This window comes from Lactobacillus sp. UMNPBX15 (genome assembly GCF_002553785.1).
Taxonomy (GTDB): domain Bacteria; phylum Bacillota; class Bacilli; order Lactobacillales; family Lactobacillaceae; genus Lactobacillus; species Lactobacillus crispatus.
Genome location: NZ_PCYV01000011.1, coordinates 26,400 through 45,028 on the forward strand (window position 1 = coordinate 26,400; position 18,629 = coordinate 45,028).

The window sequence follows — 18,629 nt, forward strand, 5'->3', positions numbered from 1 at the left end:
TATGCTCCCTAATCTATCTTGTTATTGTTAAACAAGCCTTTTTATAAAAACTAAAACTCATCACAACTCACAATTAGTATTATACACTTATCAATAGATTAAGCGGTTACAAATTTTGAATTATTTTGATTTTTGGCTTATTTTTTGAATTATTTAAACTCAAATAATTATGCAAAAAAAGAGAACTGGCTAATTAAACCAGATCTCTTTACTTGATCTTTGTTATTTTGATCTTATTCACCAAAGTTTTCCCAAGGCATTACATCGATTGCAGGTTGATCAAGCAACTCTTGCAATTCTTTTGGTAAAAATTCTTTCTTCACAATCACATCGTAAACATATTGTTCAAACCAAGCTTGACTCATTTCGTAGAAGCCCTTGTGACCAAACTTGTCGCCCCATGAGTTTTCAACCTTCCACTTACGGATATGACCGTTGTCTTCATCAACACCGACTAAAGTCATATCGTGAGTAGCAAAGCCCTCACCAGTATTCAAACGATCAGCCTTGCTCATTTGCGTATCAACGTCAAATAATTGGTCAGTCTTGTACAATTCAGTATCCAAAAAGCCAGTTTTTCTTTCCATTTGCTTTAAAACGTCATTACCAAAGCTGACTGCTTCACCTGCCTTAAGTTGCGCCACTGCAGCTTGAGCTAAATATTCAATTGGTACATTCAAATACTTAACTTGATCACCACCAGCAACATTATCATAAAGTGGCAAATGGTAAACTTTGTTGTATTCATGATTAGGGATGTTGGACAAAGCAACATAATCATCGAAATTAAAGCTCTTGAAATACTTTTGGACAAAAGCTTGTGGTGTCAGATCACGTTCCAAGTGATATTTCTTATCATCATCACGATATTCTAAGTCAAATTTCTTTGGTGGTTCACCCAAGGCTACAGAAACCATGCGATAAATCTCGTTCAAGAATTCCTTCTTAGTTTTTTCTGCTTCATCCTTCTTACCTTCACTGACTAATTTACGCAAAACAAGCGCATCTTTTCGTTCCTTGCGAGCCAAGTTCTCAGCCAAAGCAGTAGTATTATTGGTATTAAAACTCTCTGGCATTGCGTATGAAGGTACTACACCATATTTTTTAACTAAGTTAATGGCCATAGTCCAAAGACCACCATCTTCACCAGCAAATTCAAGCCATGCTTGGACATGACGATCAGTCAAAGGTTTATCTGCTAAACGAATAATTGCATTGTAAAAAGCGTTAGCACGTTCAATCTTGTCCCAGAAGAAATTATAAGCTTGTGAGAACGTAAAATCCTTGACCTTGTTTTCCTTGCCAAAGTAGTGGCGCAAAACATTCAAAGTAGTGAATTCCCAGCAACGACCAGAATGCTTCTGATCAGTTACACCGCCAATATCAAGTTCAGTTGAAAAGACATGGTTAAGTCGTTCTGATACGCGGTCATTAAATGAAGCTTCAAGCAAACCACTACGACGAGCAGCACGAGAAGCTACTTTATTCTCAGGATTAGAATTAAAGCTTTCAGAAAAGCCTTCAATTTCTTGTTGTGAAATAACTGTCATGATATACCTCGTTAATTCTTATCTTTTAATCTTTTTATTAATCTTTTCTTATATAATACTATTTTCTAGCTTTTTTGTCATTAAGAAAAAGTCCTAGTTTTTGACAACTAGGGCTTTTAATAAAATTAATGATCAATTAAAGGTTTATACCTGACAAAACTTCTTGCATCTTGTCTGCTGAGTTAATCATCTTAGCATGCTCAGTATCGGAAAGCTTAGTTTCAATTACCTTTTCGATCCCTTCACCGTTAATAACGGTTGGGGTACCTAAGTAAAGATCATGCTTAATACCGTATTCACCATTAATCGGAGCTGAAAGTGGCAAACAAATTGCACGATTGTCCAAAATAGCTGAGACAATTTGAGTAAGCATCATTGCAACACCGTAGAATGTAGCACCTTTGTTGGCAATGATCTTGCCACCTTTCTTACGCACATCGGTCTCAATTTCTGCTAGAACATCATCGTTGATTTCTGAGTAATCACGGAGTGCCTTACCAGCAACTGTTGATTCATCAAAGTTTTCAAAACTAGTATCACCGTGTTCACCAAGAACCATTGAGTTAACCTTAGCAACTGGGACATTCAAACGCTTTGAAAGTTCAACACGAAGACGCATTGAATCAAGTGAAGTACCAGTACCAATTACACGGTTCTTAGGGAAACCAGACAACTTTTGGGTCAAAGTCGTCAAAATGTCAACTGGGTTTGCGGAAACAACAAAGACACCATTAAATCCTGATTCAACTACTGGCTTAACAATACTTTCCAAAATCTTAACGTTCTTGTTAACCAAGTCAAGTCTAGTTTCACCTGGCTTACGAGGAACACCAGCAGTGATCACACAAACGTCAGCATCTTTAGCATCACTATAATCGGCTGCAGGATGAATATTGGTTTGACCCATAAATGGCGTAATATCTTCAAGGTCCATTGAATCACCAACAGGACGATCCTTAGCTACATCAAAAATTGCTAATTCATCAACAATTGTATTTTGCAATAAGTCATTTGCAAAAGTTGAACCAACAGCACCATCACCAACAAGAAATACTTTTCTACTCATAAGTTAAATTAGTCCTTTCAAATGTTTATAAACTGTTTTTTATCTACATGATTAATTATACACTAAGCGCTTTCATTAGACACGATTTATTCCATAATTATAAATTATAATATCCCATCAAAATCTCGCCAGTGTTATTATTTCTATCGAAAAAGAGCAGTTAACCAACCGCTCTCTTTACATAATCTTTCTTATATTATTTACTTTCACGAACATATTTAGCCATCTGAATACCTGCTTGACGACCAAAAATAACTGTTTCGGCAATTGAGTTACCACCAATTCGATTATTTCCATGAAGTCCGCCAGATACTTCACCAGCTGCAAATAATCCATCAATTACATTACCATTAGTATCAAGTACTTGAGTTTCAGTATTAATATGAATACCACCCATAGTATAGTGAATTGCTGGATGAACATGAATTGCAAAGTATGGACCACGATCAAGTTCACGATCCATCCCAGTCGTTCTGCCAAATTCTTTATCCTTACCAGTTGTAACGGACTTATTCCAAGCGGCAATGGTCTTTTCTAAGTTGGCACCATTTACGCCAATTTTTTTAGCTAAATCAGCCAAATCAGTACCATGTTCTACTAAACCAATCTGGTCATAAAACTCAACTGCAGCAAAATGAGCCCGTACACCTGAGTCAAAAATCAAGTATGCCCCATCTTCATGCAAATTAGTAATTGCACTAGAAACAATCTTTCGTGTACTTAATTCATTAACAAAACGTTGACCATTCTTGTTAACTAAGATAGCACCTTCACCGCGCAGACCTTCACCAATTAAATAAACATGCGGATTATCAGTATCTGCAGTTGGGTGAACCTGAATGAAGTTCATTTGCATTAGTTGAGCATCAAGTGCTTCAGCAAGCTTCAGTCCATCGCCTGTAGCCCCTGGCTGATTAGTAGTCTTATAGTCAACTAAGTCTGGACGATACTTCTTAATGATATCCTTGGAAGCACCAAAGCCACCAGTAGCTAAAAGAACCACCTTAGCTTTAACTGTTTTAATGCCATCTGGTGTCTCAACTTCAACACCATTAACGCGCTTCTTAGCATCTTGCAACAACTTGGTAACTTTAGCACCAGTAAAGATGTCAATACCCGCTTTTTTCACCTGTGTTGTCATTCGTGAAGTTAGATAAAATCCAACTGGTTCCATTGAAGCAGGACGGTGAGCACGTTTCTTACTCATCCCTCCTGTAATGGTCAAATCAGTTAAACGAATACCATATTTCATCAACCATGAAATAGCTAAAGCAGAGTGGTTAACAAAGTACTTCAACATGGCACGGTCATTTAATAAACCTCCACCTTTTAAAGTTTCTTCATAGAAGTCACGGTTATTATCAATGATCCCTTCGTCAAGCTGAACCAAAGATTCAGAAGCGTTCATTCCACTTGAAGCACGACTAGTGTTACCACCAGTTTTCTCATTTTTTTCAAGCACAACAACATTTAGATCTAGTTCATGAGCTTGAAGTGCAGCAGTCAGACCTGCTCCGCCTGAGCCAACAACGATAGCATCATATTTATTCTTTAATTCTTTTGTATTTGGCATTTCTTACTTTCCCTATTCTTCTGGAGTAGACTTATCAACATTAGTCATTTGCATATAGTCCATCCATTCATCATATTGTTCTTCAGTAACTTTACCACTCTTCAAAGCAGCTTCTCTTAAAGTAGTGCCTTCTTTATCAGCAGTTTGCGCAATCTTAGCAGCAGCATGATAGCCAATATGTGGCGACAAGGCAGTAACGGTCATTAATGAATTCTCAAGTAATTCATCCATTCTTTCTTCATTAACCGTTAAGCCATGAATCATTTTATCAGCAAAACCAGTAATTGTACCAGTTAAAATATCACAACTATCTAAGAATGATGCAATGATGACTGTCTTGAAGACGTTCATTTCAAAATTACCTTGACTAGAAGCAAAGGTAATGGTGGTGTCATTACCAAATACTTTAGCAGCAGCCATTGTCACAGCCTCTGCCTGAGTTGGGTTAACTTTACCTGGCATAATACTTGAACCTGGCTCATTTGCTGGAATATTTAATTCATGGTAGCCCGCTCTCGGACCTGAAGCAAGTAAACGAATATCTTGCGCAATCTTAAACATATCAGCAGCCAATGTTTTAAGGGCACCATGAACCACATCAAGACCTGAATGGTGAGCTAAGCCCCAGAATTTATTAGTTTTAACTTCAAATTTATGACCATAGACTTCTGATAATTTACCAGCAATTTTTTCGGTCATTCCCGGTGCTGCATTCAAGCCAGTCCCTACAGCAGTCCCACCAATAGCTAATTCGTAGAGAGTTGGCTTCAATTCACGAATATATGATAAGTCATGTTTAAGAGCAGAAATATAGCCAGATAATTCTTGACCAAAAGTCAAAGGCGTTGCGTCTTGTAAGTGGGTTCGACCAACTTTAACAGTCTTCCAATATTTCTTTTCTTTAACAACTAATTCATCAATTAAGTGTTGAATTGCTGGTTCCAACTTGTCCAATGCTTCAACGGCAACAATATTCATTGCAGTTGGATAAGTATCATTAGATGATTGACCACGGTTAACATCATCATTAGGCAAAATATCTAAACCTGGGTGCAATTTATTAGCCAAGTTAGCTACAACTTCGTTAACGTTCATGTTGCTTTGAGTACCTGAACCGGTTTGCAAAACATGAAGTGGGAAGTCCTTACGCAAGTCAGTATCGCTTAAAGCTAACAAATGATCAATTGCATCTTCAATTGCTTCGCCTTTTTCTTTTGGTTCATCGCCAACTTCAACGTTACTTTCTGCAGCTGCCTTCTTTAAGTGTAAAAATGCTCGAATAATTTGCAATGGCATCAATTCACCACTTGGGAAGTTATTGCGGCTTCTTTCAGTTTGAGGGCCCCATAAAGCATTTTTAGGGATCTTAACTGGACCAATAGTGTCACTTTCAACACGGTATTCTTCTTCGCTCATATTATATTCCTCCTTATTAAGCTCTATAAGGTTTGCGTTAATTATCAATCACCATTTATAATACCTGTAAAGGCTTTCTTTTTCAATTTCATTCCAAAAAAAGACCCAGGATTTTTCCTGGATCATAGTTTTATCTAGACTGGTGATTCATTCTTTTAGCAAAGAAGTCACCAATGATTTGAACGATAAAAATCAAAATAATTACTAATACAGTAGCTACTAAAGTAACATCATTATTGAATCGGTTATAACCGTATGAAATAGCGGTATTACCTAAACCACCGGCACCTACAGCACCAGCCATTGCAGTCAAACCAATCAAAGAAATAATCGTCACCGTCGAAACACGAATCAGTTCTGAGCGAGATTCTCTTAAATAAACATCAAAGATAATATCACGCGCAGTTGAGCCCAAACTTTCTGCGGCTTCAACCTTACCTGGGTCAACACTTTCTAAAGCAACTTGCACCTGACGAGCATAAAATGGAAATACGCCTAAAGTTAATGGTACTAAGGCTGCCTTCATTCCGATCTGTGTACCTACAATTTTTTGAGTAACTGGTGCAACAAAGGCAAGCAGGATAATGAACGGAATCGCTCTGAAGATTGAAACTAGCTTATCTGAGAAATTGTACCAGAATTTATTGGGCCGAATCCCGCCATCCTTAGTTAAAACTAAAATCACGCCAAAGATAATACCAAGAATGCCACCAAAGATAGCTGACCAAAAAGTCATAAATAAGGTCTGAAAAATACTAGTGCCCCAGCCAGCGTCTCCGCCCCAGCCAAGTTGAACAACATTGGGTAAATATTTACTTAAGAAACTAATCATGATATACATTCCCCTTTTCATCTAAACGTGTAAATGTCACATTTTGCTTAGCCAAAAATTCTTGTGTTTGCTTTTGCTTAGCTGGATCGCCTTTCACCAATACCACCAAAGTACCAATTGGTTCTTCATTCAAAAGTTCAACATTCCCATAAAGCATTGAAACTTCTACGCCAATTTGCTTATACAATTCAATAATGATTGATTTAGTCACATTAGCTACGCTGTAAACTAATTGATAAATTGCTTCATTTTTGCCAAGCTTATCAAGCGCCAATGAATTCAAAGTAGAAATCGCTTCAAGTGATCCACCAACAAACTTCTTGGTTAAATCCTGCTTAGGATGTAAGAAGACATCTCGCAAACTGCCGTCTTCAATCACATTGCCGTGTTCCATGACGGCGACCTTAGTGGCAATCTTCTTAACAGCATCCATTTCGTGCGTGATTAAGATGACCGTTAAGTGGAACTTTTTGTTCAAACGCTTAAGCAGGTCCAAGATTTGTTGCGTATTTTGTGGGTCCAAGGCACTGGTTGCTTCATCAGAGATCAAAATATCTGGATTATTAGCCAAAGCTCTAGCAATCGCTACTCTTTGTTGTTGCCCACCAGATAATTCAGCTGGATAAAAGTCAGCCTTATCTTTTAAGTCAACCAGATCAAGCAGTTCCAATGACCGTTTTTCTAATTCCTCATCACTCAACTTTTCATGTTTTAAGGCAAAGGCTACATTTTCTAATACAGTCGTTTCATTTAATAGGTTAAAACCCTGGAAGATCATTCCGATGTTTCTGCGCTTTAATTGCAATTCTTTATTAGAAATCACCTGCTTGCCATCTTTAACAAATTCAGTGCCATCAACGGTAATACTACCGGCAGTTGGTTTTTGTAAAAGATTGACCGTTCTAACTAAAGTTGACTTGCCGGCACCAGAGAAGCCTACAATTCCATAAATGTCGCCTTTTTCAATGGAAAGAGAAACATTATTCACCGCTTTAACTGGTTCGCCCTTCTTCTGAGAGAAGGCCACTTCTACATTTTTTAATTCAACAATACTCATTTTTGATCCTCCTTACTTCAACTTAACGTCCCAGGCTGCAATTTGCGTATTGCCATAGTATTCCTTAGTTAGCTTCTTAGTTTCTGCAGTTTGGTAAGCCTTGACGACATCTTGGTAAAGCTTGTCCTTTTGTTTGCCTTGTTTGACACAAAGAATGTTAATCCATTGTTTTGAATCTTTGTTAATTGGTTCAATGTAAATCGTTTGCTTATCAGTCAAGCCAGCAGGACCAGCATAATCATTATTTACTACAGAAGCGTCAACTGAATTCAATACTCGACCAGTTTGTTCAGCACCGATTTCCTTAATCTTGTAGTTATTTGGATTGCTGGTGATATCAGCTACAGTAACTAAGGTCTTACCCTTCTTCAACTTAATTAAGCCGGCATTTTTCAAAACAAACAGTGCTCTTGATTCGTTAGTAGCATCGTTAGGCACTGCAATCGTGGCACCATCAGGTAAGTCACTCAATTTATGATACTTGCGTGAATAAAGTCTGATCGGTGCGATGTAGGTTCTACCAATGGCGACAACGCCACCGTGATTTGCCTTATTCCAATCCTTTAAGAAGGCATAGTGTTGAAAAGCATTCATGTCAATATCGCCCGACTTCAAGGCCTTGTTAGGTTGGTTGTAATCCGTAAAGTTCTTAGTTTTTAAGGTAATACCATATTTTTCCTTAGCCGTTTTAGCAATTGACTTCCAAATTGCGGCTTCGGCTTTACTTTCCCCAACGATTCCGACTGTAACAGTTTTTGCCTGATTTTGACTGGGAATTCCTGGACCAAAACTAAACCAACCTGCAATCACGATCAGTATACCAATGATCGTCCAAATAATGGTATTTCTTCTTCTCCGTTTTCTCATAAAATACATTCCTACTTTGATAAAAATAAAAAAGCACCCATCCCAAAAGGACGAGTGCTCGCGTTACCACCTTTAATTCGCTGATCACTTACGTAATCAACCTCACTGGCTATCAAAAAATAGCCTGCACTGTTAACGGATGCAGCCCCGCCGATAGCTAAATATCACCACCGGTCATCGTTCCAAACCCATATTCACTAGCTCCTATTTGCCAACTTTCACCACCACGCTGGCTCTCTTTATCAATAGAAGTTCTAGTTACTCAGTCCTTCAAGATGTTGTTTTCTTGATTTGTTATAAATAAGTTATCATCTTCTTTTAATCTAGTCAACATCTTTTTTAATTTTTATTAGATAAAAGCGATTTCATTGTATAATTAGGATATAGTTAAATAATTTATTTTTGCTAAGGAGAAAAAATGAAGAAAAATCGCTTTCGAAGTTTTGCTCTCTCATTAGCTGCAGCAATTGGATTCATTTCTTTTGCTAATACTAATGTCCCATGCAACAATCAAACCGTCTATGCTGTTTCAGATAAAGCATTAGTCAATTTGAAATACCACAACAAAGAAATTGTGACCGTTGATCATGATCAGCCGCAGTTTTCTAAGAGTACATTGAGCAAGAAAAAAGGTCCATGGCAAAAATATAGCCAATTAGATTATTTGAACCGAGCTCATGCTGCTAATGCTTTACTAAATAAAAGATTAATGCCACATAGTCAGCGTGCGGCTTTAACTTGGAATCCGACCGGCTGGCATAATAAACGAATCGCTAGTGGTTGGTTGTATAATCGGTGCCATCTAATCGGCTATCAGTTGACTGGTCAAAACAACAATCCACGCAATTTGATTACCGGTACGCGTGAATTAAATGATCCGGATATGCTTAAACATGAAAATGAGGTTGCTGAATATTTACGTAGTTCGAGCAAAAACTATGTCCGCTATCGGGTTACTCCAATATTTAAAGGGAATGACCTATTAGCTAACGGCGTTGAAATGGAAGCCGAAGCAACTAGCAAAAACGGGCCTCGCTTTAATGTCTACATTTTTAATGAGCAACCTGGTATGTTGCTTAATTACAAGACCGGTACTTCTAAGGTTAAACATGGGTCTAGTACTATTGCTGAACATGTAAAATCTAGAAAACGATCCACTTCTCGAGTAACCAAGAAACGAACCATTCACCATATCAAAGGTACTGTATCCACTGCAGAACACCGAGTCGTTGGCAATCGTCGCAGTAAGATCTACCATGTAATGAATGGGCAAAATTATCATATGTCATCAGCTAATGCAGTTTACTTCAACAGTGAAGCTGCCGCACAAGCTGCTGGATATCGAAAATCATTAAGGTAGTAAAAAAGTCAGAGCAAAACTCTGGCTTTTTCATTATCTTCTTATTTCACATTATTTTTGCCACGATCATATGCTTCCTTGAATTCCACAAAAGTCATGTTCTTTCCTTTTTGATCAAAGACAACCAACACTTCGGCGATTCCATCCAAAATTTTAGATAACCATCTAAAGATAGTCACTGCCGCACAGAATAAGACCGCCAAAATAAATAATGATTTGTTATTAAGCATTGTCAATGAGAACAATCTTGGGAAAAAGATAGTTGAGCCAATAATACAGATAACTGATAAGCCCATAACAGCAAGTCTAAATTTGTTTATTGGTGCCGAAATATGATACATCACCATAAAACCAACTAAGACTAGCAACATAGTCGCTGTCGTGCCTACCTGACCATGATCAAGTGAGATAGAGGCCCCTGCAATGACTAAAATTGCAACTGCCAGCCAATCTGTTAAGCCCCCTGGAATTGCCCGAGCTAAAACATTTGGCATAAACTTTCCACGAATTCGCTTGTGATTGCTTTCTAAGGCCAATAAAAACGACGGCAAGCCAATTGTAAATGCAGAGATCAATGTGATCTGGGCTGGCTGCAGCGGATAATTGATTGTCATAATCAAAGAGAAGATGGCCATCAAGAATGAAAAAATGTTTTTCACCAAGAACAAGCTGGCTGAACGTTGAATGTTATTAACTACTTGCCTGCCTTGGTTCACCACTAACGGCATTTTAGCAAAATTAGAATCGAGCAAAACCACTTGTGAAGCTTGCACTGCAGCACTATTACCAGAAGCCATAGCGATTGAGCAATCCGCCTTTTTCATCGCTAAAATATCGTTAACTCCGTCACCAGTCATGGCTACGGTATTACCTTGATTTTGCAAAGCAACGACAAACTTTCGCTTTTGATCAGGCTTAACCCGGCCAAAGACATTATAGTTTTGCACGGCCTGCTCATATTCACCATCTTTAATGGTTTGCGCATCGATATACTTATCTGCCCCATTAATTCCAGCTTGCTTAGCTACTCGAGCAACGGTTACCGGATTATCCCCAGAAATAACCTTGATATCAACACCTTGCTGGTTAAAATATTGAAAAGTTGACTTGGCTTCTTTACGAATTGGATTCGACAATAAAATATAACCGAGAACTTGTACATTTTCCTTTAAGGCGGAATTATCTTCAGTTAATACGCCAGGATAATTAGCCGCAATCAACACCCGGTAGCCTTCTGCCGCATATTTTTCAAATTCAGTTTGATATTGCGCAAATTGATCACGCAAAACCATTTCAGGCGCACCAATTAAAGTTGTCTGATTGCCAAAAATTACACCAGAATATTTATTGACTGAGGTAAAAGGCAAAACGCTATCCGCCGTTTTGGTTCCATCTTTAAAATAGGCTTGAATCGCCTTCATCGTCGCGTTATCAGCTGGCATGTTTTTAGCAAAATCCGCAATGATGCTACTTAAATCACCAGTAAAATTCTTGCTACTAACAGCTTTTTCTACGGCCATCTTCGGTTCGGTAATTGTTCCCGTTTTATCTACACAAAGGACATTTACTCGGGCTAAAGTTTCAACACTCTTCATATCGTGCAGCATTACTTCTTGTCGCGCTAATCGCATAGCAGCTAGAGCTAAGGCAATCGTAGTCAATAAATATAGCCCTTCTGGAATCATCCCAATTAAAGCAGCTTCCATGGAAGTGATACTACGCTTGAGTCCAATATTATTCAAAAAGAAACTCTGACTAAATAGGGCAATTCCCACCGGAATAATGATGATGCCGACCCATTTAACCAGACGATTGATTGAACGCACCATTTCAGATTGTTCAACACTGCCCATTGCCTTTGCTTTGATCGTTAATTTAGAAATATATGAGTCTTTACCCACTTTTTCTAAGACGGCATAAGCCTTACCAGAAACTACAAAAGAACCTGACATTAATTCTGCGTCTTTAGTCTTAGTGATTTCATCAGATTCACCTGTCAACAAGGCTTCATTAACCCGCAGCTCACCTGAGATTACCCGCGCATCAGCTGGAATCTGGTCACCAGTTTGTAAAAGAATGACATCATCTTGAACCAATTTTTCGATGGGAATTTTTTCTTCTTGCCCATCACGCACCGCGATAATTTCCGTCGCATTCATCACGTTTAACTTGCTTAAAACTTTTTTAGCACGAAGCTCCTGCACAATACCGATAATCGTGTTTAAAACAATCACTGGTAAAAAAGTCAGATCGTTCCAGGCACCAACAAACACCAATAGCACAGCCAAAATAGCAAAAATCAAGTTAAAATAAGTAAAGACATTTTCTCGAATTATTTGAGTAGCTGTTTTGGACTGGTCATCAATGGCTTGATTAACCTGTCCATTTTGAATTCTTTGATCAACTTCAGCTTGAGTTAATCCCGTTATTTGTTTATCTGTCATAATTTTCTGTCCTATACTGAAAATACTTTCATCCATTATAGCGAAAAATAAAAAAGCCACGCAACTCTGCGAGACTTTTTAACAATTATTTATTTTTTCTATGATAAGTTAAAAAAGTATAGTCATACTTGTTCTTTTCATCATGATGATGCTCTTCGCGACTAACTAATTCAAAATCATCATAGTTAATCGCTGGCATCACTGTATCAGTTTTAAAATTAGCTTTGATCTCTGTTTTTTCTAAAAGATCAACTTGATCAAGTAACGCCCTAAAGATTGAAACTCCACCAATTGCACAGATTTCTTCAGTCTGATGTTGACGAAGATATTCATTTAATTCAGCTAATGTGGACACAATCTTCACTTGCTCATTACCCGCATATTTTTGCTTTAATTCTTGACGATGAGTTAAAACAATATGTTTTCTCTCTGGTAACAAGTGAGGCAAACTCGCAAAGGTTTTTCGCCCCATGATGATCGGATGACCTATGGTCTTTTCCTTAAAATGCTTCAAGTCAGCCGGCAGATGCCAAGGCAAATGGCCATCGATGCCAATACCATGCTGCTGATCTTCAGCCCAAACAAAACTTAACATTGAGACCTCCTAAACTGCAACCGGTGCCTTGATCGTGCCATGGTGCTGATAATTCAGCACTTTGATATCTTTCATTTCAAAGTCTTCAATGTGCTTTTTTTCAGGATTAAGCCACAATTCAGGTGAATCATATGGCGTCCGACTCAGCAATTCCTTTACTTGGCTAAAGTGGTTGCGATAAATATGTGCATCCCCTAAAGTATGTACAAATTCACCCACTTTTAAGCCGGTTTCACGCGCAATCATGTTCAAGAGCAGCGAATATGAAGCAATATTAAATGGCACGCCTAAAAACATATCACCACTTCTTTGATAAAGCTGCACGCTAATTTTGCCATCGACTACATAAAATTGGAACATGACATGGCATGGTGGCAAAGCACTAGTTGGCACATCTTCCGGATTCCAGGCCGTGACAATCATTCTACGAGAATCTGGCGTTTCCTTAATTTGATTAATCACGTCAGCAATTTGATCGATAAAACCGCCTGTCCGCTTTTCCCAATGACGCCATTGTGCCCCATAGACATCACCTAAGTTGCCATATTTCTGGGCAAAAGCAGGATCATCAAGAATGCGCTGATCAAATTTCTTCATTTCTGCTTGATAAACTTGATTAAATTCTGGATCACTTTGACTACGCAAACCAAAATTAGTCATGTCAGGACCCTGATATTCAGGACTTTGAACCCAATTTTTGAAGGCCCATTCATCCCAAATATGATTGTCATGCTCTAACAAAAAGCGAATATTAGTATCGCCCCGTAAGAACCACAACAATTCACTTTTAATTAAACCAAACGGCACTTTCTTAGTCGTTAAAAGTGGAAAGCCCTGTGTCAAATCAAAACGCATTTGGGCACCAAAGTATGATCTGGTCCCAGTACCAGTTCGATCATCCTTGTCATGTCCTTCAGTCATAATTTTTTCTAACAAATCCAAATATGGTTGTTCAAGAATTGCCATTATCTTCACCTTTCAAAAAACATTTCTTCTAACATACCATAGATCTTGTATGTTGGATAATGAAAAACCATAGATTTAGTATTTCATACAAAAAATAAAAAGGTGAATAATCACCTTAATTATTTTTCTTAAATTCACTTTTATGTCTGACTAAGTAGACAATTGTTGCCACAATCAAGACTAGTGCCCCAGCGATAACTGAAATTCTTGTATCAGGATTGATAAACATAAAAATCACAATCAGTATTAACATTGCAAAGGCAAAATAATTCGAGAATGGATACAAAGGCAACTTGAATGGATGATCTTGCATTGCACCTTTGTTATGTCGTCTAAATCTTAATTCAGCCAGCAAAATCACAAACCACGGGATCATCCCTGGTAAAACAGAGGAACTAAAGACAATCACGAATAAGTCACTGGCTGAATGATTGAATTGCGAAGCAATTACATTCAAAACAAAACCAATAAAAATACCACCAGAAATGCCCATAATGGCCCGATCGGGTACAATTCGCTTAGAAATATGCTTAAAAATTCCCGGTGCTTCGTGGTCATGAGATAGCTTAAACAACATTCTGCTGGAAGAATAAATTCCTGAGTTAGCACCAGAAAGAGCAGCCGTTAAAACAACGAAGTTAATTATTGAAGCAGCCGCAGTAATCCCTACTTTAGCGAAAGTCGTTACAAATGGTGAACCTAGGCTGTCTAATTTATCCCAAGGATAAATCGTTACAATGACAAAAATTGCTCCGACATAGAAAATTAGAATTCTAAACAAAACTGACTTAACACTTTTAACGATTGCCTCTTGTGGATTGGCTACTTCTCCAGCAGAAATACCTAATAACTCGATTCCTTCATATGAACCAACAATGATTGACATTGAAAAGAAAAATCCTTTTATTCCACCAGTAAAGAAACCACCGTGAGACCATAAATTGCTAAAGCCAGTTGGATGTCCCCCATTACCAACGCCAAAGAAAATAACAATAAAGCCTAAAATAATCATTAGAATAATTGTTACTACTTTGATCATGGCAAACCAAAATTCTAATGAAGCATAGGCTTTAGCACTAGCTAAGTTGGCCAAAAGCAGAAAGGCAATAATAATTATGCCCGACCACAATGCTGAAATATTTGGCCACCAGTACTTCAAATATTCAGTTGCTGCGACTACTTCAGACATTCCTACTACAATATATTCAAAGACATTGGCCCACATTGCTAGATAGCCAGCTAAGGGATGCACATATTCTGTTGCATAATCAGCAAATGAACCTGTACCAGGATTGATATAGAGCATCTCTCCTAGTGCTCGCATCACAATGTATAAAATTAAGCCAACAAACATGTAAGCTAGTAGTACTGATGGACCGGTCCATTTAATAGTCGAGGTTGACCCCATAAACAAACCAACACCGATAGCACCGCCAAGAGAGATCATTTCCATTTGACCTGCTGTCATTGTTCGTTTGAGTTGAGGAGCTTTAGATTTTTTATTCAATTTTCACAACTCCAATAATTAATCTATCCTAATTAATAACCCGCAATTAATTTACTGGTTAAATCACCATTTTGTCAAGGTTCAAATTAAAAATATTAATATTTTGGAGTCTTTTCTCTAATTGATTTTTTATTCCTTTATTAAATGAATTTCACGATCAAACATTTGCTGCATCTTTTTATTAAAATTATGGGCAATAAAGACAATTGTTGCCTTGCTTTTTAATAGCTTTTGCAAAATATTCATAGTCGCCGTCTGATCAATTGCACTAGTTCCTTCATCAATCAAAATAATGTCACTGTCATGAATCTTAGCTCTTGCTAAGACGATTTTTTGACGTTGTCCTCCGGAAATATTCAAATTATCCAAGTCAATTTTTTCATCGACACCTGCTTTAAACTTTTTAATATCGGCCGCAAAATTAACTTCATCAAGCACTTGAGCTACTTGATTATTAAGTTGCTTGTTGAACATTGTAATGTTTTCTTTAATTGTACCCGGAAATATGTTCGGCTCTTGTGGAATATAGCCTATTCTTGACATATTAGGCTTAATTGTCAAACCTTGACTATTTTGAAATTCAATTTTGCCTGTGCTAGGTTTAAGTTCACCCAAAATCAATTTAAATAAAGTAGACTTACCTGCGCCTGAATCTCCTGTTAATAAGATTTTCTCGCCAGGTTTAACTGCAATATCAGGAAAAGTAAGTTTTTCACCATTAGGATACTGCAAAGCCAAATCTTTTGTTGAAAATGCTACTGGTATCTCTTCTTGGCCGGCTTTAACTTTTTCAATCACAGTAGCATCACCATCAACTTGTTTCATTAAATCCTGTGACGATTTCATAAAACTTAATGCCTGAATTGTTTGTTGTAAGCCGATCGAAATATTAGCTGCAAAGTTTTGGACAGACATAATTGCACCAAAAATCACTAAATTCTTAGTGATCAAAAAAGCCGTCAAAGACAACAGGATTATTTGTCCTACCATGTTACAGATCCCATTCAAAATAATTAATTGCTGTTGAGCAGCCGTTTGTTTAACATGAGCCTGTTCTACTTTACTTGAAGTTTTTTCACCTACCTGAAATAACTTAGCACCAGCAAAATATCTTCTTAATTCTTCTAAGCCAGAGAACCATTTAGCTAAAACATCTAGATAATGCTTATTTTGCTCAGAAACATTATTAGTTGCTTGTTCCATTTTCTTTTGTACTAATTTAGGTACAAAGTAAGAAACAATATCAATCACTACACTAGTCAAAAAGATTGACCAATTAATTGTAAGTAGAGCCACCAATGCCGCAACAAACATTGAACCATAGAACGGCACAATTGGATACCAATCAAAATAATTTTTTCTAATCATTTCTAAATCATTAGTCATCCGATTTTGCACGGCCGGTACTTGATGATTTTGACCATCTCTAAAGTAATGTGTAGCCAAACGAGCGCGCACCTTTTTATTATATTCTTCTTCCTGCACTCGAATTACAAATTGGATATAATAGATCATCCCTTGAGCAGCTAAATATAAAATCCCCATTAAAGCCGTCGCAAGTAAAATCTTCACCCAAGCACGATCTTTGATATAAGTCAGCCAGTACATTTGAATGTAGCCTGCACCAATAGCAGCGACACCTGAAATAACTGATAAAATATTAATGTAAATAAATCTTAAATAATTAGTTTTAATAAAGCCTTTGAAACTCAATCAGCGTCACCTCGATTAGTCAATTTAATTTGTCGATCAAACATTGAAACTAATTCTGTAGAATAATTGTGCGCAATCATAATTACAGTACTTGGAGTATTCATTAAATTTTGTAATACTTGCTTCGCCCCAGCACTGTCAATTGCACTAGTCCCTTCATCGATCAATAGCCAAGGTGATTGATGAATCAAAGCTCTGGCTAACACAAGCTTCTGCCTTTGTCCTCCAGATAAATTTCCTTTATCCAAATCAATTTGACTATTAAGTCCAGCAGACATCTTATCCAAATCCTTGGTAAAACCTACTTGATCTAATACACCTGAAATTTGATTATTTAAAGCACTATTAAACATCGTGACATTATTGGCAATTGTGTCAGGAAACAAGGTATTATCTTGAGCAATATAGCCTAATTCATCAAGATCAAAATTTAATTTTTGACCATTATGATCAAAAAAATTGATCTCACCTTGGCTGGGCGTTAATTTACCTAAAATTAATTTAAATAAAGTTGACTTGCCAGTTCCACTATCACCAGTAAGCAAAATTTTTTCACCTTGCTTAACTGTAAAATCTGGGTAAGATAAATACTCACCATTTTTGAATTGTAAGGCCAGATCTTTTACTTCTAGCCTGTTAATTTTCTTAACTTGATGCTGATCTGGAGCTATTTTTACTGGAGCTTGAAGATTAGTAATTTCCTTATTCAAATCCTTGGTAGATTTAATTAAATTCCATTCCGTTACAAATGCTGAAACACCATTCATTACAGTTGAACTAAATTGAATAGTAGTAATTACCGCACCAAAAACAATTTGTCCTTGCAAATATAAGTAAGCACATAAAACCATCAAGAGCATTTGTCCCACAATATTAACTACAAAGGTGATCATATCTGCAATAGCAATAGTTGCTCCTTGATGAATAGCTGCTTTTTTATATTCGTCTGCGCTTTGGTTAACTGATTCACTAAATATATTAAAACTGGCATATCTTCGTAATTCATCCAGGCCACTCATCCACTTGGCTAAAGTGTTTAAGAACTTTTCATTTTTCTTAGTAACCTTTATTGTGGCCGATGAAGTCATTTTTTCAAAAGTTTTAGGCAAAAATAATGAAATTGCAGTTAAAATCACCGTCATTACTACTAAAAGCCAGTTAAATGAAAACAAAATTCCAATTGAGAAAAGCACAGACAACAAGTACATAAAACCGTTTTTGATTGGTTTTAAATAATTCTGTGTTAGCTGATCAAGATTGGCAACCAATTCATTTTGCACTTTAGCAGTTTGGGCAATTTCATTTTTAAAAAAGTAGCGACTAATTTTTACACGAATTTGATGCAAATAAGATTGTGATTGCTTTCCGTATAAGTAATCTGAACTAGTAATCAAGGCTAATCTAACTAGATCACAGCCAATAGCCAAACAAATAAAAATAATAAAGCCAAATAAATTCATTTTCGTTAGCTGGTTAAAGGCCGGGGTCATCAAATATTGCGAAGCAGCATCAACGGTCGTACCAATGATAACCATTAGAAAAATTAAAATGAATTTAGCTTTATTGACCTTAAAAATCCCTTTAATACTCATTTGTCGAGACTGTAAAATAGTTTGTGTAAGGATGAATGATTCCTTAAATTTATTTCTTTAAACATTAGAAAAAGGAGTTCCTTTCTCGTAT

General features: G+C 37.1%; 14 protein-coding genes and 1 other annotated feature. Of the genes, 1 reads left to right on the forward strand and 13 read right to left on the reverse strand.

Features of this window, described 5'->3' with window-relative positions:
- Window positions 1-233: 233 nt before the first annotated feature.
- From CP366_RS04330 to CP366_RS04360, 7 genes are all read right to left on the reverse strand, one after another.
- Entirely contained in the window at window positions 234-1,550 is a 1,317-nt protein-coding gene (locus CP366_RS04330; protein WP_065990884.1) for a C1 family peptidase, read from the reverse strand.
- Between the two features lie 136 nt (window positions 1,551-1,686).
- Complete coding sequence (locus tag CP366_RS04335) at window positions 1,687-2,616, reverse strand: L-lactate dehydrogenase (RefSeq protein ID WP_005720302.1); 930 nt, start codon at window positions 2,614-2,616, stop codon at window positions 1,687-1,689.
- 196 nt (window positions 2,617-2,812) lie between these two features.
- Window positions 2,813-4,189, reverse strand: a complete 1,377-nt coding sequence (locus tag CP366_RS04340) for a flavocytochrome c (RefSeq protein WP_089147745.1) — start codon at window positions 4,187-4,189, stop codon at window positions 2,813-2,815.
- 12 nt (window positions 4,190-4,201) lie between these two features.
- The gene (locus CP366_RS04345; RefSeq protein WP_005722356.1) at window positions 4,202-5,605 is read right to left on the reverse strand and encodes a class II fumarate hydratase; all 1,404 of its coding nucleotides are present in this window, start codon (window positions 5,603-5,605) and stop codon (window positions 4,202-4,204) included.
- A gap of 130 nt (window positions 5,606-5,735) precedes the next feature.
- Window positions 5,736-6,437 (reverse strand): methionine ABC transporter permease, encoded by a 702-nt coding sequence (locus CP366_RS04350; RefSeq protein WP_005722357.1) that lies wholly within the window; start codon window positions 6,435-6,437, stop codon window positions 5,736-5,738.
- Window positions 6,430-7,494: a methionine ABC transporter ATP-binding protein gene (locus tag CP366_RS04355; protein WP_089147744.1), complete on the reverse strand. Its 1,065-nt coding sequence runs from the start codon at window positions 7,492-7,494 to the stop codon at window positions 6,430-6,432. Before CP366_RS04355 ends, CP366_RS04350 begins: the two co-directional genes overlap by 8 nt.
- 12 nt (window positions 7,495-7,506) lie before the next feature.
- Window positions 7,507-8,361 carry a MetQ/NlpA family ABC transporter substrate-binding protein gene (locus CP366_RS04360; RefSeq protein ID WP_005726430.1) on the reverse strand — a complete coding sequence of 285 codons (855 nt, stop codon included), beginning with the start codon at window positions 8,359-8,361 and terminating at the stop codon, window positions 7,507-7,509.
- A 43-nt stretch (window positions 8,362-8,404) separates the two neighbouring features.
- Window positions 8,405-8,644: a binding site (T-box leader), on the reverse strand.
- 135 nt (window positions 8,645-8,779) lie between these two features.
- On the opposite strand from CP366_RS04360, the gene CP366_RS04365 reads away from it, so the two are divergent.
- Window positions 8,780-9,721 (forward strand): DNA/RNA non-specific endonuclease, encoded by a 942-nt coding sequence (locus tag CP366_RS04365; RefSeq protein ID WP_089147743.1) that lies wholly within the window; start codon window positions 8,780-8,782, stop codon window positions 9,719-9,721.
- Between the two features lie 41 nt (window positions 9,722-9,762).
- Here the strand turns inward: CP366_RS04365 and CP366_RS04370 are convergent, their stop codons facing one another.
- The 6 genes from CP366_RS04370 to CP366_RS04395 all read right to left on the reverse strand — a co-directional run bounded on the left by CP366_RS04370 (window position 9,763) and on the right by CP366_RS04395 (window position 18,538).
- Window positions 9,763-12,165 (reverse strand): HAD-IC family P-type ATPase, encoded by a 2,403-nt coding sequence (locus tag CP366_RS04370; RefSeq protein ID WP_061204656.1) that lies wholly within the window; start codon window positions 12,163-12,165, stop codon window positions 9,763-9,765.
- A gap of 85 nt (window positions 12,166-12,250) precedes the next feature.
- Complete coding sequence (locus CP366_RS04375) at window positions 12,251-12,760, reverse strand: dihydrofolate reductase (protein WP_005722894.1); 510 nt, start codon at window positions 12,758-12,760, stop codon at window positions 12,251-12,253.
- Between the two features lie 9 nt (window positions 12,761-12,769).
- Window positions 12,770-13,726, reverse strand: a complete 957-nt coding sequence (locus CP366_RS04380) for a thymidylate synthase (RefSeq protein ID WP_089147742.1) — start codon at window positions 13,724-13,726, stop codon at window positions 12,770-12,772.
- A gap of 115 nt (window positions 13,727-13,841) precedes the next feature.
- Window positions 13,842-15,233 (reverse strand): amino acid permease, encoded by a 1,392-nt coding sequence (locus tag CP366_RS04385; protein WP_005722362.1) that lies wholly within the window; start codon window positions 15,231-15,233, stop codon window positions 13,842-13,844.
- A 129-nt stretch (window positions 15,234-15,362) separates the two neighbouring features.
- A complete protein-coding gene (locus CP366_RS04390) occupies window positions 15,363-16,946 on the reverse strand; it encodes an ABC transporter ATP-binding protein (RefSeq protein ID WP_089147741.1) in 1,584 nt (527 codons plus the stop codon).
- Window positions 16,943-18,538 carry an ABC transporter ATP-binding protein gene (locus tag CP366_RS04395; RefSeq protein ID WP_089147740.1) on the reverse strand — a complete coding sequence of 532 codons (1,596 nt, stop codon included), beginning with the start codon at window positions 18,536-18,538 and terminating at the stop codon, window positions 16,943-16,945. The genes CP366_RS04390 and CP366_RS04395 overlap by 4 nt, the downstream gene beginning before the upstream one ends.
- Window positions 18,539-18,629: the final 91 nt, after the last annotated feature.

What these genes read in the sequence shown, in the direction of transcription:
- CP366_RS04355 (WP_089147744.1), bottom strand. Translation starts at nt 7,494, where the DNA reads ATGAGTATTGTTGAATTAAAAAATGTAGAAGTGGCCTTCTCTCAGAAG.
- CP366_RS04375 (WP_005722894.1), bottom strand. Translation starts at nt 12,760, where the DNA reads ATGTTAAGTTTTGTTTGGGCTGAAGATCAGCAGCATGGTATTGGCATC.
- CP366_RS04330 (WP_065990884.1), bottom strand. Translation starts at nt 1,550, where the DNA reads ATGACAGTTATTTCACAACAAGAAATTGAAGGCTTTTCTGAAAGCTTT.
- CP366_RS04340 (WP_089147745.1), bottom strand. Translation starts at nt 4,189, where the DNA reads ATGCCAAATACAAAAGAATTAAAGAATAAATATGATGCTATCGTTGTT.
- CP366_RS04345 (WP_005722356.1), bottom strand. Translation starts at nt 5,605, where the DNA reads ATGAGCGAAGAAGAATACCGTGTTGAAAGTGACACTATTGGTCCAGTT.
- CP366_RS04380 (WP_089147742.1), bottom strand. Translation starts at nt 13,726, where the DNA reads ATGGCAATTCTTGAACAACCATATTTGGATTTGTTAGAAAAAATTATG.
- CP366_RS04370 (WP_061204656.1), bottom strand. Translation starts at nt 12,165, where the DNA reads ATGACAGATAAACAAATAACGGGATTAACTCAAGCTGAAGTTGATCAA.
- CP366_RS04335 (WP_005720302.1), bottom strand. Translation starts at nt 2,616, where the DNA reads ATGAGTAGAAAAGTATTTCTTGTTGGTGATGGTGCTGTTGGTTCAACT.
- CP366_RS04350 (WP_005722357.1), bottom strand. Translation starts at nt 6,437, where the DNA reads ATGATTAGTTTCTTAAGTAAATATTTACCCAATGTTGTTCAACTTGGC.
- CP366_RS04395 (WP_089147740.1), bottom strand. Translation starts at nt 18,538, where the DNA reads ATGAGTATTAAAGGGATTTTTAAGGTCAATAAAGCTAAATTCATTTTA.
- CP366_RS04365 (WP_089147743.1), top strand. Translation starts at nt 8,780, where the DNA reads ATGAAGAAAAATCGCTTTCGAAGTTTTGCTCTCTCATTAGCTGCAGCA.
- CP366_RS04360 (WP_005726430.1), bottom strand. Translation starts at nt 8,361, where the DNA reads ATGAGAAAACGGAGAAGAAGAAATACCATTATTTGGACGATCATTGGT.